This is a genomic window from uncultured Roseibium sp. (genome assembly GCF_963675095.2).
Classification (GTDB): Bacteria; Pseudomonadota; Alphaproteobacteria; order Rhizobiales; family Stappiaceae; genus Roseibium.
On sequence record NZ_CAXXSJ010000069.1, the window covers coordinates 199,586 to 213,669 of the forward strand.

Here is a 14,084-nt window from a genome sequence, read left to right on the forward strand (position 1 = left end):
CGGCGTGTGTCCGGTTTAAGCCCTATTTCATGTGGCGCCTTGATCTGGCGCATTTGGACCTTGCCAAAGACCGGTTCTTTCCGGCATGCGTCATTGGATCGCGGAAGCTGGCAACAGTCGGCCTTGATATCCGACGAGAATAGCTCATCCTCAAGGAAAGCAGCAAACGTGAGCCAGTGCCATGACTGAAAAGCGGAGCCCCAGCAAACTCTACGATGTCGCCGTCATCGGCGCCGGTCCGTCCGGACTGACCGCGGCTCTCGCCTTCGCGCAAAGAGGACTGGATACCCTTCTGCTGGCGCCGGAAGTCAATCATACCGACGGGCGCACGACAGCCCTTCTGCAGGAATCGGTCGCCTATCTAGAAACCCTCGGCGTCTGGGGCAAACTCGCGCCCAAGGCTGCTCCCCTGCGCCGGATGCGGCTGATCGACGACACCAAACGCCTGATCCGCGCACCGGAAGTCACCTTCGACAGTGCGGAACTGGAACTGGACGCCTACGGCTACAACTTGCTCAACACGGACCTGAACACCGTCCTGGAGCAAGAAGCAGATACACAGAACGGTTTGACTTTCGTCCATCGGGCGGCAGAGGCATATCGCTTTGGTGACGACAGCGTCACCATTGAAGATACGTCCGGCGGGACGTATCAGGCCCGGCTTGCCGTAGCAGCGGACGGCCGAAACTCGCAGCTGCGGAAATCTGCCGGCATCGATGTCAAACGCTGGGGCTATCCGCAAGTCGCCCTGGTTCTGAACCTGGCCCATGATCGGCCCCATGGCGATGTCTCGACGGAGTTTCACACTCCGACCGGCCCGTTCACGCTTGTCCCCCTGCCCGGACGCAATTCGTCGCTCGTCTGCGTCGAAACGGAAGAGGGAGCCGACCGTCTTTTCAAGATGCAGGACGCTTATCTGGAGCAGGAACTGGAACAGCGTGCCCATTCGATCCTCGGCAAATTCAGGATCGCCAGCGAACGGCAGAGATATCCTCTTTCCGGACTTGCGGCGAAGACGCTGGTCGGCCGGCGGGTCGCCCTGATCGGCGAAACCGCCCACGTGTTCCCGCCCATCGGAGCCCAGGGCCTGAACCTCAGCCTACGTGACGTGGCTGCCCTTGTCCGCCTGATCGCAAGTGCGCACGACAGGGGCGCCGATATCGGCTCAGCGGCCGTTCTGGCAGCTTATGACCGGGAACGGAGAACAGATATTTCCTCGCGCACAGCTGCGGTCGACGCATTGAACCGCTCGCTGCTGAACGGCTTCCTGCCGATCCAGCTTGCCCGCAGCACCGGCCTTTATCTGGCCGACCGGATCGGGCCGCTGCGCCGCTTCCTTATGCGGGAAGGCATTGCACCGGGTACGAAGTCACTGGCCGACAGCCTTCTGCCACGACGGAAGTCAGCCTAGGATTTCCGAAATCCCGGGGCAATCGGCACGACCGTTGCTTCCACCTCGACATTCCCGGCCGGTGCCTGGAAGCCGAATAAACCGCGTTCCTCAAAATGGGGATCGTTGCGCGCGTCCTCGAAGGTTTTCACCAGGCAGGCGCAGCAATCGGCCTTCGTCAGATCCTCTTCCCAATCGACTGCGCTCCGGGCGACCAAGGCAGCAGCGATTGCTGCCGCGGTCGCTTGCGGGTCCTTGCGGTCGTCACGCAAGTTTTCGGGGATATCGAGCAAGGCGCAAAGCCGCTGCCAGAACTTTTCCTCAAGAGCCCCGACGGCGACCACTTTGCCATCTGCCGCCGGATAAAGCCGGTAACGTGGCGAACCGCCGGTCAGGAGCGCAGAACCGAACTCCGGAACCGGCTTGCCGGCCGCATGAAATGCATGGGCGAAAAGACCGAAGGTGAACATGGCGTCGCTCATGGAGATGTCGAGCCAGGCGCCCATGCCTGTTTTCTGACGCTGAAGCACCGCCAGAAGGATATTGATCATGGCGGGAAAGGAGCCGCCGCCGATGTCCGCGATCTGCGCCGGCGGCAAGGAGGGATATTCTGACGAACCGCAGGACTGGGCCAGAAGCCCGCTCAAGGCCAGATAGTTGAGATCGTGGCCGGCCATTTCCGCCTTCGGGCCGTTCTGGCCGTAGCCGAAATCGAGCAATAGATCAGTTCGGGAAAGCGTGCGCTCAATGACTCATAACCGAGACCGAGGCGTTCCATCACACCGGGTCTGAACTGTTCGACCAATATATCCGCACTGGCCAGAAGCGGGTCGAGCTGTGTCATCGCATCCGAAGCCTTGAGATCGAGTTCGACGACCTCCTTGCCCCGGTTCAGCTGTGCATAGAGCACCGAGACCCCATCCTCGAAGGGCGGGAACCGGCGCATGTCTTCGCCACCGGGCTTTTCCACCTTGATAACCCATGCCCCGCTTCCGCAAGCATCAGGGTAGCGAGCGGCCCGGGCAGCAGCGTGGTGAAATCGAGAACGGTCAGTCCTTCAAGCGGTTGCGGCACACTTTCCTCCTCCGATGACGCTTCCAGTTCAAGAAGTGACGGAGTTTCAGCCGGTGTGCAAGACGCCGTTGGTGATCGCCCAGATAAACCCGGTGACGGTCACCACCGAGGCCATGGTGCCGAACAGGACGAAGCTGGAAGCCCGCTGAACATAGACATTGTACTGCTGAGCGATAACGAAAACGTTGGTTGCCGGCGGCAGGCAGGCCATGAGAACGGCGGTCGCCACCCACACCGGGTCGATGCCGCCGATCCAGGTCAAGAGGAGATAGACCAGTACCGGGTGAACGATAAGCTTGACCACAAGAACGGCCGGCAGTTCGATCGGCACCCGGCCGGCAGGGCGAAGAGCGATGCTCACGCCCATGGCAAACAGCGCACAGGGGGCCGCCGCATTGCTCAAGTAGCGCAACATCGTGTCAACCGCCGCCGGCGGCTTGAAGCCGACCGCTGCCGCGCCCACACCCAGAATGGTCGCAACGATGAAGGGATGGGTGAAAACCCGCCAGGCAATCAGCCGGATGGTCTTGGCTATGGGTTGCTTGTCGGTTCCACCCACGGCCATCATCAAGGGAGCCAAAATGAACAGCAGCGTGTTGTCGAAACACAGGATCAGGGCCGTCGGCACGGTGGCGCCGGCCCCGAGCACGGCAAGCGTGAGTCCGGGGCCCATGTATCCGATATTGGAATAGGCGCCAGCAATCCCCAGCATGGTGGATTCAGGGATGCTCCCGTTTGTCGCGAGGACACCGATACAAAAAGCGATCGCGAAAACCGTATAGGTCGTGAACGTCGTCGCGGCGACGAAGGTCGGATCCGTCAACTGTTCGATCGGCGTTTCCGACAGCAGGCGAAAAAAAAGCGCCGGGAGCGCGATATAAATAATGAAGAAGTTCATCCAGGCCAGGCCGGACTCAGGCAGGTCGCGGAGCTTGGCCGCGATCACACCCAGAAAAATAAGCCCGAAGAAGGGAAAAGCGAGCGAGATGATGTCTTGCATGGATTGGTCCGAACGGGATCCTGCGTATCGAAGAGGTTGGCCCAAAGGCCAGCCGATGACGCAGTCACGCTTGCATCCTCGAAACACCTTGGCTAATCACGCCTAGCCTGTTCACCGCAACGGGTCAATCGCCAGATTGGCTGACCGCGGGTCCTGCCCACCCTTGTACACATGGTCTCCAGAGAGCCCGAGCTCCAATAGATGTTCCAGGATCACGATCGTAATCACCGATGGCCCGCTCCTCCACGCTCCTAGATATCCGCTACCGGGCAGAAGCCGCCGTTCTCAGGACGGCAATCTTTCTGTTTCGGCTTGTTCCCGTGGATGTGGCTTCTGCCGTTATGGGCTTCTTCTGGCGCAAGTTCGCGCCGTTCAACAGCCGTCACCAACGCGCCTTGAAGCATCTGGAACTGGCCCTGCCCGAAACGAGCGAGAAACAACGGCAGACCATCGTCCGTGGCATGTGGGATAATCTCGGTCGCGTGGCGGCCGAAACCTTCCATATCGCGGACCTGATGAAACAGGATGACCGGTTCACAGTTCGGGTGGACGAGCGCACCGAACGGTTCCTCACCGAAAACAAAGGCTGCGTCTGGGTATCCCTGCATACCGGAAACTGGGAACTCTGTGTTCAGCCCCTGGTCAAGAACGGAAGCGAAGTGACCGGGGTCTATCAGGCGCTTACCAATCCGATTACGGATGAGATCCTGCGTGACATTCGCAAGGATCTTTACCGCGGCGGACTCCATTCCAAGGGGCACCAGACCGCACGCAAGCTGATCAGCGCCGTTCGCCGGGGCGGAAATGTCGCGATCATGGCCGATCTGCGCGAAACCCGGGGGATCCGGGTGCCTTTCTTCGGCCGGCGGGCTTACGCCACTCCCGTCCCCGCCTCGCTTGCGCGCACTTGCGGCGTTCCGATCGTCGTTGGCCGGGTGGTGCGAACCAAAGGCGTTCATTTTCGGATCGAGGGTCGCTGCATCGACGTGCCCGTGACCGACGACCGCAGGGCGGACATCGAAGCGGCAACCCTCGCGTATCACGGAATTTTCGAGGAATGGATCCGTGAGTGCCCGGAACAATGGATGTGGATCCACCGCAAGTGGGCACCTTCCTGACTATCGGATTGACCGATCCGGCCTGAAGAAAGTCGCCGGTCCACCTTTCGGCGTATGGTTGCGGCGCAGCAATCGGGTTATATGTCGCCAAACTCTGGAGGAACCATGATGAAAACGCCCCGCTCCTTTTACCAGCCGCTTGCCATCGGCGCGCCCGCACCGTTCCGCGAATTGCCGGTTTCCCTGGAGCGGATGATCCACTTCGTGCCGCCCCATGTGGAAAAGATGCGCGCAAAGGTGCCGGATCTGATTTCCAAGGTCGACGTCGTTCTCGGCAATCTCGAAGATGCCATTCCCGCCACCGCAAAGGAAGACGCCCGCAAGGGCTTCATCCAGATGGCAAGCGAGAATGAATTCGGCCAGACCGGCCTGTGGACCCGGGTCAACTGCCTGAACAGCCCGTGGTTCCTGGACGATCTCCTGGAAATCGTTCCGGCGGTCGGCGACAAGCTGGATGTGATCATGCTGCCCAAGGTCGAAGGCCCCTGGGACATTCACTACCTCGATCAGCTGCTGGCACAGCTCGAAGCCAAGGCAAGCCTCAACCGGCCGATCATGATCCACGCCATACTGGAAACCGCCGAAGGCGTGAAAAACGTCGAGGATATTGCGGCCGCAAGCCCGCGCATGCACGGCATGAGCCTTGGACCTGCAGATCTGGCCGCTTCGCGCGGCATGAAAACTACGCGCGTCGGCGGCGGCCATCCCGACTACGCGGTCCTGAGTGATGCCGTGGAAGGTTCGGCCCGAACCGCTTTCCAGCAGGATCTCTGGCATTATACCGTCGCCAAGATGGTCGACGCCTGCCTCTCTTACGGTCTGAAGCCGTTTTACGGTCCGTTCGGCGACTTTTCCGACCCGGAAGCCTGCGAGAGCCAGTTCCGCAACGCCTTCCTTATGGGATGTCTCGGCGCCTGGTCGCTACACCCGAACCAGATCGACCTGGCCAAGAAGGTCTTCAGCCCCGACCCGGACGAAGTTGCCTTCGCGAAGAAAATCCTGGACGCCATGCCCGATGGCACTGGTGCGGTCATGATCGACGGCAAGATGCAGGACGACGCAACCTGGAAACAGGCCAAGGTGATCGTCGACCTGGCCCGTCTGGTGGCGACCAAGGACCCGGATCTTGCAAAAGTTTACGCTCTCTAGAGGAAGGGGTACTATACTACATCGCCAATGCGACCGAGCGATAACGCTTGCAAGCCCGGCTTGAGCGCGTTATCCCGGCAAAAAAGGCCGATTGGTCAGGTAGTTTAGGATGCGTACGGCAAAATTCAGAATTGGTCAGGTCGTGCGGCACCGGATTTATCCCTTTCGGGGCGTCATTTTCGATGTCGATCCGACCTTCAGCAACACCGAGGAATGGTGGGACGCCATTCCGGAAGACGTGCGCCCGGTCCGGGATCAACCATTCTATCATCTGCTTGCCGAGAACGAGGAGACGGAATACGTCGCCTACGTCAGCGAGCAAAATCTTGTCCCGGACATGACCGGCGAGCCGGTCCGCCATCCTCAGGTCGACGAGATTTTCGAAGAGATGGGCGATGGATCCTACGTGCCGCGGACGGTCGAGATCCACTAGGGCCAGACCCGACGGACGCAACAAGCGTCCATTGTGATGTCCGCCCAAAATGAAAAACGCCGCATCCGAGAAAGATGCGGCGTTCTTTTTTCCAAAACAGGAACAGGTGCTTACTGGGCAGCGTTCTTCTGAGCGTCGATCAGTTTCTGGCGCGCTTCTTCGGCACGGCGCTTCAACTCATCCTGCAACTCGGTCTGCTTCTTCTGAAGCTCGGCCACATCCATAGCCTCTCCCTCATAGACTTTGGTGAAGCCGATCAGGGTGATTTCCAGCGGAATGGCCTTGGCCTGCTGGTTGAACGTGGTCAGGGTAATCTTGTTGCCCTGCTTCATCGAAGCAATAAAGCCGTCATCGACGACAAGTTCGGCGACACAGGTGGTGGGCACGCAGATGGAATACTTGGCCTGAACCAGCTTGCCGCTGTCGATCTGGACGCCCAGGCCAGGCTGAATCAGACGACCGGTCGGAACGGCGATGATCAGAAGCTTGCGGGCTTCACCATCGATTTCCTTGACGCCGAAGCTGCTCAGGAACTGGCCGGTATTGGTGCGCAGTTCAAGGCTCGTAAAGCAGACCTGCTTGTTCACCTTCGGATCGACGTTGCAGATCTTGACCCAGGGGGAATCGCCATTTTCCTGAGTTTGGGCCGACACACTGACCGCCGAAGAGGGAAGTGCCAGCGCGGCAAAGGCGCAGCCGACCAAAACCCTTTTCAAAATCTTTTTCATTTGAAACATCCTCAACCTTCCGTACGCGGATCTTTGCGCTTTCTTGCTCCATTCGGGCGGCAACTTCAAGTACCAGGACCCCAGACAACGCTTTGAAACACCGTATAGCGGCGATTACGGCAATAGGGTGACCGATATGCAACGGAATCCGATTTTGCCGGAACTACTGGATATCATGCATTCAAAGGCGGTCCGGCGCGCGCCGAAACCTTGCTTGTGGTAGGATTTCGCGGAGAATCAAACCACGGTTAAGTGATGATCACTGGCTTCTTCCGCAGGTTTGCAACGGCCATGGGCCTTGCGGTCGCTGTTTTAAACGGGTCCCGGCTGGTATTGGCGGCCGGAGCGATTTTGCTTGCGCCGCTGTCGCCGGCTCGAGCGGACGATGAGAATATTACCTGGGTGCATGCCATCGCCATGCACGGCAACCCGGCCCTTGGGCCCGGTTTCAAGTCCCTGCCCTATGCCAATCCCGACGCGCCCAAGGGCGGCGTACTGACGCTCGGCGTTCAGGGAACCTTCGACAGCCTGAATTCGTTTATCGTCCAGGGCGGCTGGACCAGCGCGCGCGGCATGAAGGAGCGTGCATTCGGCTCCAACATATTCGAAAGCCTGCTGGCCCGTTCCTATGCGGAGCCCTTCACTCTCTATGCCCATCTGGCCGAGCGCGTACGCATGCCGGAAAGCCGGAAATGGATCGAGTTCGAGCTCAACCCGAAGGCACAGTTTTCCGACGGGTCCCAGGTGACGGTTGAAGACGTGATCTTTTCCCTGGACCTCATCCGCGACAAGGGCCGACCGCCCTACAGCGGCTGGTACGGCGAAATCGTCAGCAAGGAAATTACCGGGGACCGGACCCTCAAGATCACTTTCGGCGATGGAGAAAACCGCGAGCTGCCGCTGCTGATAGCCATGGCCCCGATCTTTTCCAAGGCCCATACGAACGCGGAGACCTTCGACAAATCGACGCTTAATCCGATAATGGGAACAGGTCCCTACATCTTTTCGAAAATCGAACCGGGACGGCGCGTGATCTATCGGAAGAACCCGGACTACTGGGCGAGAGACCTGCCGATCAAGGCCGGTTTCGATAATTTCGACGAGATCCGCATCGAATATTATCGGGACGAGACGACCTTGCAGGAAGCCTTCCGCAAGGGGCTCATCGATGCCCTCCAGTTCGGCGACCCGGTTCGCTGGGAGACCGGGTTCGACTTTCCTGCCGTCAAGGATGGAAAGGTGATCAAAGCGTCCATCCCGAAGGAAACGCCTGCGAATATGCGCGGCATTGCGTTCAATACACGTCGCGAGGTCTTTGCGGACCAGACCGTGCGCGGGGCGCTTTCGATGCTGTTCGATTTCGAATGGGTGAACCGGAACATCTATTTCGGCCTTTATAAAAGAACAGCCGGGTATTGGGACGATTCCGTCCTGTCCTCCGTAGGCCGGCCTGCGGGAGAAAAAGAAAGAGCCCTGCTTGCCCCCTTCCCCGGCGCGGTCACGCCAGAGGTCATGGAAGGCACTTGGCGGCCGCCGATGACGGATGGCTCCGGGCGGGACAGGAAAGTCCTGCGTGCAGCGCTCGGTCAACTCAAGAATGCCGGATACGCCCTGAACGACGGCCAGCTCGTCAATCTGACCACGAATACCCCGCTGGCTTTCGAAATTCTGACCAAGAACGAAGATGAGGAAAAGCTGGCGCTTTCCTACGCCAGAACGCTGAAGCTGATCGGCGTCGCCGTGCAGGTTCGAACGGTTGATCCGTCCCAGTTCGAGGACCGGCGGATCCGGAGGGATTTCGACATGGTGTTCAACACCTGGTACTCCTCGCTTTCGCCCGGCGCGGAACAGTATGGCCGCTGGTCGTCCGCAGCCGCGAGTGCGGAAGGCTCCTTCAACATTGTCGGAGCCCACAGCCCGGCGATCGATGCCATGATCGACGCCATCGTCGGCGCCCGCACGGAAGAAGACTTCACCGCCGCCGTCAGGGCCTTTGATCGCATCCTCATTTCCGGCGCCTATGCGGTCCCCCTTTTCCACGTATCGGACGATTGGGTCGGTCACTGGAGCCGCGTCGTTCCGCCGAAAGTGAATTCGCTTTACGGCGTGGAGTTTGATACCTGGTGGTCCGCGGACGCGGCGGTCAACTGATCGGAGCAAAGAACAAAGATCATGAAAGTCACGCCTGACACCCTGTCCGATCCCTACCATGCAACCGATGCCTGGGGCGACACGACCCTGGACATGCTGTTCCGGCAGACCGCGCAACTGCATCCGACGCGGATGGCAATCGTGGATGCGCCCGACCGAGCCAACTGGACCGGTGGCGACAGCCGCAGCCTGACTTATCAGGAGGCAGAGCGGGAAATCGACCGACTTGCCGCCTTTTACCGCGCCATCGGCCTGACGACCGACCATGTGATCGGCGTGCAATCCCCCAATACCGTCGACACAGTGATCGCTATACTGGCCGCGCTACGTGCCGGACTGATCGTCTCGACGCTGCCGCTGCACTGGCGGCAGAAGAACGTGCTGGAGGCCCTCAATTCCGTCGGCGCGAAAGGCTTCGTCGCCGCAGACCGCATCGAAACGCGCAATGTCGGAGCAGCCGCCCGGGACGTCGCCGCGGATCTTTTCAGTCTCCGCTTTGTTTTCGGTCTCGGCAAGGACATCCCCGACGGCCTCATCGAACTGGGCCCCATGCTGGCGGAGATGGGAGACGACCTGACCTTTGACGAAGGCGAGCGGGACAAGGCCGCCGATCACGTGGCAACCATTTCCTGGACGCGGTCCGGCAGCGAAACGGTTCCTGTGCCCCGCTGCCACAATCACTGGATCGCTTCGGCCCGGCAATGCGTGCATGAAGCCGGACTGAAACACGGCGAGCGCATACTCGTCCCCTATTCGCTGAGCGGTCTGACCGGGATCGGCGCAGGGCTCGTCCCGTGGTTGCTCGTCGGCGGAACGCTGCATCTGCATCACCCGACGTCTCTTCTGCAACTGTCGCGGCATGCCAATGCGATCGGTGCCGATTACGTGCTGACCCCGGGACCATTGACTCAGATCCTCGACAAGAAGCTGGTTCAGGAGACGACGACCATCGTCGCCGCCTGGAATGTCGCAGCACCCAAACCCGGCACATTTACGCCGCACCACAAGGTCGTGGATCTCCACATCGCCGACGAATTCGCCCTTGTCGCAAAGGCACGCGGTCCGTCGGCCAAGGTGCAGGCGACTCCGCTGGGAAAACAGGCGGGGCCGAACGGGTGTGAGAGCGGGCCAGCCCTTTTGGAAATCGCAGTCAACAAAGTCGAGAACGGCGCCCATGCGCTCCTGCAGGTCAAGGGGCCCATGGTTCCCGAGATCGGCTGGCATACGCATGCAGGCACGCATCCGCATCAACGCGACAAGGAAGGTTTTCTGAATACCGGTATTCCGGTGGAGCAGAACGAAGACGGCCTGAAGGGGTTCGGCATACCCGGCGCCCAGGCCAACGGAGTGGGCGACCTGGAAGCGCTCGACGAAATCTATTCCGCATATCCGGGTGTCAGCGAAGCGGCCGCGTTTCTGGTCGACGACGAAGTTCTCGGCGCCCGGCTCTATGCAGCCCTGGTTCCGGTATCGGGCAATGTTCCCGACGCCAAGGCCTTTTTCGCCTATCTCGACGCCGATGGAGTGGATCTTGCCAAGATACCCTATCGCGTCCTTGTGCTGCAGGCTCTCCCGCGGAACAACGACGGAACAATAGATCGCGAGCGACTGACCTTGCGTACCCAACGGCTACCGGCTGCGGTGGCCTGAGCCATCCCTGGCGGAAACGGAAGCATATGGACCAGGACAATTCACTTCTCTGGCAGGGTCCGGTGTGGTTCGCCGGCCGGCCTTCGCCGGTAAGCGCGGGCTCCATTCCAGGACTTCCCGGCGACATCGACCTGATACAGAGCTTTGCGGGCGCGAATGGCGTGGACGACCGCCTGCCGAGCGCGATCATTGTCGATATCTCCTCAATTGCAGAAGCCGACCGGGACCGTTTCTTTGCCTGGTTGGATGGTCTGGTCACCGGGCTTCCCACGGATGTCCCGATGCTCTTCCTGAGCGGTCCGGATGACGTCGTGCCGAGCCGTCCGAAACCCAGTGCCACGATCAACCGAGCCGTGCCGGACGACGTTCTGTTCGACGCCATCTGTGCTCATCAACGCGCCCTCATGCGCTTCGAGGAAGCGCGGATCCGCCGTCTCGTGTTCGGCCGAATTCCCGGTTACGGAGCAGCCCCCCATTACAAGGGGACCAGCGGATTGCTCGTCGTAGGGCTCGGTGGTCGCTTTCCGGACCTGCAGGAAGCGAGCGGCCGGAAAGTTGAGGTTATCGGCGCGTTTACCCGGGATATGGCCGAAAACTACCTTTCCCAACGGGCGTTCGATGCCGTCATTCTGGATTCCACGCTCGATGAAACGCTGGAAAGCCTGCGCCAGATCCGCATGGATTCCCGCTTTGCCGCCATTCCTGTCCTGGTGGTAACAGACAAACCGGGCGATACCGCCATGCTGTTCAAGGCAGGCGCAAACGACGTTCTGACCCTCCCTCTGGACGGCTCCAATCTGCGCGCCCGGCTTGCGACAGCCATCCGCCATGGCAAACGCCGGAGGCTCGCCGACAAGGTGCTGGCGGAAAGCCACCGCTGGCTGACGCAGCAACTGGACAAGGGCGGGCTCAGCCAGGAGGACTATCAACGCTACCTGGCGCGTGCGGGGCAAGCGCTTGCCCTGCGCGGGCTCGCGCTTTGCGAAATGAAACTGCTTCCTGAGAATTTTATCCTTCCGGAACAAACGACCGCCCTTGCCGAAAACCTCTATGGCACACTGCTTTCGGTCGCCGACGCCACCAGCCGCGAGGAGGACCTAGTCTGCGTGGTCAACGACATAGGCCCTGTCGCAGTGCTGAAGAGCCAAAGGGGTAAGGGCCGGCTGCAGGCCCGGATCGAGGCGATCCTCGGCCACACAGTCCTTTGAACCCCGTTATTCGAACCGGCGACTGGAACACGCCTGCCAGAAACGCTTATGTTCGGTAGGTTGAAGAGTAGCCGGGAGACGGGATTTGACTGAAGACACACCTATTGCCGTGGACGTGGTGTCAGACGTGATGTGCCCATGGTGCTATATCGGCAAACGACGGCTTGAAGCCGCTCTGGCCCAGTTGACCGATATCAAGGTGGCCGTTCGCTGGCATCCCTTCCAGCTCGATTCTACATTGCCGAAAGAAGGCAAGGACAGGCAGGCCTATCTCAATGACAAGTTCGGCGGTCCGGAACGGGCACAAGGGATCTATGCCAAGATCAGTGACGCCGGCCGGCAGGAAGGGATCGATTTCGCATTCGACAAGATCAAGGTTTCGCCGAATACGCTCGACAGTCACCGTCTGATCCTGTGGTCGCGCGCGGATGATTTGCAGGACGAGGTCGTAGAACTTCTGTTCAAGGCCTATTTCCAGGACGGAGAAGACCTGACGAAGCCGGAAACGCTGGTGAAGATCGCCGATGAAGCGGGGATGCAATCGGACCTGGTCGACCAACTTCTGGAGACCGACAGCGATCTGGAAAAGACCAAGCAACAGATCGCTCGCGCCCAGGAACTCGGCGTGACGGGTGTGCCCTGTTTCATCATCGACGGCCGGTTCGTGCTCGCGGGAGCCGAAAAGCCTGAAACCATCGCCGCCGCCATCCGCCATGCAGAAGAAACCCGGACTTCCGATCCGGAGGCCGTTTCCCAATAACGGCAACAGCACCGAACGAAAAAAACCCCGCCGTTCGGCGGGGCTTTGCTTTTGCGCAACTCAAGTGGCCCGGATCAGGCTTTCAGGATCGACCGGCCGGCATAGACCGCCTGCGGCCCAAGTTCTTCCTCGATCCGGATCAGCTGGTTGTACTTCGCCAACCGGTCGGAACGGGCCAGCGAGCCGGTCTTGATCTGTCCGCAGTTGGTGGCAACGGCGAGGTCGGCAATGGTTGCGTCTTCCGTTTCACCGGACCGGTGCGACATGACAGCCGTGTAGGAGGCCTTGTGGGCCGTTTCTACAGCATCCAGGGTTTCCGACAGGGTGCCGATCTGGTTGACCTTGACCAGGATCGAGTTGGCCACGCCCTTTTCGATGCCCTGACGCAGACGTGCGGAGTTGGTCACGAACAGATCGTCGCCGACGAGCTGGCACTTGGACCCGAACAGATCGGTTGCCGCTTTCCAGCCGTCCCAGTCGTCTTCGGCGAGCCCGTCCTCGATGGAAATGATCGGATAACGGGATACCAGGTTTTCCAGATACGCGGCCATTTCTTCCGGCAACAGGGACTTGCCCTCGCCTTCGAGGACGTACTTACCATCCTTGAAGAACTCGGTGGAAGCCGCGTCGAGGGCGAGATAGATGTCTTCGCCCGGCTTGTAGCCGGCGCTTTCGATCGCCTTCATGACGAAACCGATAGCCGCGTCGGTGGATTCCAGGTTCGGTGCGAAGCCACCCTCGTCGCCAACGTTGGTGTTGTGGCCGGCCGAGGCCAGGGCCTTTTTCAGTGTGTGGAAGACTTCCGCGCCCATGCGCACCGCGTCACCGAGCGTATCGGCGCCGACCGGCATGATCATGAACTCCTGGAAATCGATCGGGTTGTCGGCATGGGCACCGCCGTTGATGATGTTCATCATCGGGACCGGAAGGGTCCGGGCCGACGTGCCGCCGACATAACGATAAAGCGGCAGGCCGGAGGCCTGTGCGGCGGCCCGGGAAACGGCCAGGGAAACACCGAGGATCGCATTGGCGCCGAGGCGTGCCTTGTTCGGGGTGCCGTCCAGATCGATCATCGCGCTGTCGATCTTCAGCTGATCTTCCGCATCGAGACCACCAATGGTCTCGAAGATTTCGCCGTTGACGTTGTCGACAGCGTTAAGAACGCCCTTGCCCAGATAGCGGTCGCCGCCGTCGCGCAATTCAACCGCTTCATGCGCACCGGTGGAGGCCCCGGAGGGAACCGCGGCGCGGCCGAAGGAACCGTCTTCAAGAAACACATCCACTTCCACGGTCGGGTTGCCGCGGCTGTCGAGAATCTCACGCGCCGTAATGTCGACGATTGCGGTCATCGCAGTACTCCTTGTTTCGTATCGTAGTGCGGCAGGCCGATGATCCGGCGCCGATTTCGTTTGTCACCGGATCG

At 60.2% G+C, this 14,084-nt stretch carries 11 protein-coding genes and 1 pseudogene; 8 read left to right on the forward strand and 4 right to left on the reverse strand.

The window, feature by feature from the left end:
• Positions 1 to 181 precede the first annotated feature (181 nt).
• On the forward strand, positions 182 to 1,411 hold the full coding sequence (locus ABIN98_RS27480; protein ID WP_346915198.1) for a UbiH/UbiF family hydroxylase: 1,230 nt from the start codon (positions 182 to 184) through the stop codon (positions 1,409 to 1,411).
• On the opposite strand, the pseudogene ABIN98_RS27485 reads toward ABIN98_RS27480, so the two are convergent.
• Both ABIN98_RS27485 and ABIN98_RS27490 read right to left on the reverse strand, forming a co-directional pair.
• Positions 1,408 to 2,336 (reverse strand): annotated as a pseudogene (locus tag ABIN98_RS27485) (CaiB/BaiF CoA transferase family protein). The gene ABIN98_RS27480 and the pseudogene ABIN98_RS27485 sit on opposite strands and share 4 nt — an antisense overlap.
• Before the next feature lie 174 nt (positions 2,337 to 2,510).
• On the reverse strand, positions 2,511 to 3,464 hold the full coding sequence (locus ABIN98_RS27490) for an AEC family transporter (RefSeq protein WP_346915204.1): 954 nt from the start codon (positions 3,462 to 3,464) through the stop codon (positions 2,511 to 2,513).
• Positions 3,465 to 3,694: 230 nt separating this feature from the next.
• Between ABIN98_RS27490 and ABIN98_RS27495 the strand changes: the two genes are divergently transcribed.
• The 3 genes from ABIN98_RS27495 (at position 3,695) to hspQ (ending at position 6,164) form a co-directional block, all read left to right on the forward strand.
• Positions 3,695 to 4,582 carry a lysophospholipid acyltransferase family protein gene (locus ABIN98_RS27495; RefSeq protein WP_346915205.1) on the forward strand — a complete coding sequence of 296 codons (888 nt, stop codon included), beginning with the start codon at positions 3,695 to 3,697 and terminating at the stop codon, positions 4,580 to 4,582.
• 108 nt (positions 4,583 to 4,690) lie between these two features.
• Positions 4,691 to 5,731 carry a CoA ester lyase gene (locus ABIN98_RS27500; protein WP_346915396.1) on the forward strand — a complete coding sequence of 347 codons (1,041 nt, stop codon included), beginning with the start codon at positions 4,691 to 4,693 and terminating at the stop codon, positions 5,729 to 5,731.
• A 109-nt stretch (positions 5,732 to 5,840) separates the two neighbouring features.
• Positions 5,841 to 6,164 carry a heat shock protein HspQ gene (gene hspQ, locus ABIN98_RS27505; protein ID WP_346915207.1) on the forward strand — a complete coding sequence of 108 codons (324 nt, stop codon included), beginning with the start codon at positions 5,841 to 5,843 and terminating at the stop codon, positions 6,162 to 6,164.
• A gap of 110 nt (positions 6,165 to 6,274) precedes the next feature.
• Here the strand turns inward: hspQ and ABIN98_RS27510 are convergent, their stop codons facing one another.
• On the reverse strand, positions 6,275 to 6,892 hold the full coding sequence (locus ABIN98_RS27510; RefSeq protein WP_346915209.1) for an invasion associated locus B family protein: 618 nt from the start codon (positions 6,890 to 6,892) through the stop codon (positions 6,275 to 6,277).
• 255 nt (positions 6,893 to 7,147) lie between these two features.
• On the opposite strand from ABIN98_RS27510, the gene ABIN98_RS27515 reads away from it, so the two are divergent.
• The 4 genes from ABIN98_RS27515 (at position 7,148) to ABIN98_RS27530 (ending at position 12,661) form a co-directional block, all read left to right on the forward strand.
• A complete protein-coding gene (locus ABIN98_RS27515; protein WP_346915211.1) occupies positions 7,148 to 9,043 on the forward strand; it encodes an extracellular solute-binding protein in 1,896 nt (631 codons plus the stop codon).
• A gap of 21 nt (positions 9,044 to 9,064) precedes the next feature.
• Positions 9,065 to 10,693, forward strand: a complete 1,629-nt coding sequence (locus ABIN98_RS27520; protein WP_346915213.1) for a class I adenylate-forming enzyme family protein — start codon at positions 9,065 to 9,067, stop codon at positions 10,691 to 10,693.
• A gap of 26 nt (positions 10,694 to 10,719) precedes the next feature.
• The gene (locus tag ABIN98_RS27525) at positions 10,720 to 11,901 is read left to right on the forward strand and encodes a hypothetical protein (protein WP_346915215.1); all 1,182 of its coding nucleotides are present in this window, start codon (positions 10,720 to 10,722) and stop codon (positions 11,899 to 11,901) included.
• Positions 11,902 to 11,986: 85 nt separating this feature from the next.
• Positions 11,987 to 12,661: a DsbA family oxidoreductase gene (locus ABIN98_RS27530; RefSeq protein WP_346915217.1), complete on the forward strand. Its 675-nt coding sequence runs from the start codon at positions 11,987 to 11,989 to the stop codon at positions 12,659 to 12,661.
• A gap of 74 nt (positions 12,662 to 12,735) precedes the next feature.
• Here ABIN98_RS27530 and eno read toward each other — a convergent pair whose 3' ends face one another.
• Positions 12,736 to 14,010 carry a phosphopyruvate hydratase gene (gene eno, locus ABIN98_RS27535; RefSeq protein ID WP_346915219.1) on the reverse strand — a complete coding sequence of 425 codons (1,275 nt, stop codon included), beginning with the start codon at positions 14,008 to 14,010 and terminating at the stop codon, positions 12,736 to 12,738.
• Positions 14,011 to 14,084: the final 74 nt, after the last annotated feature.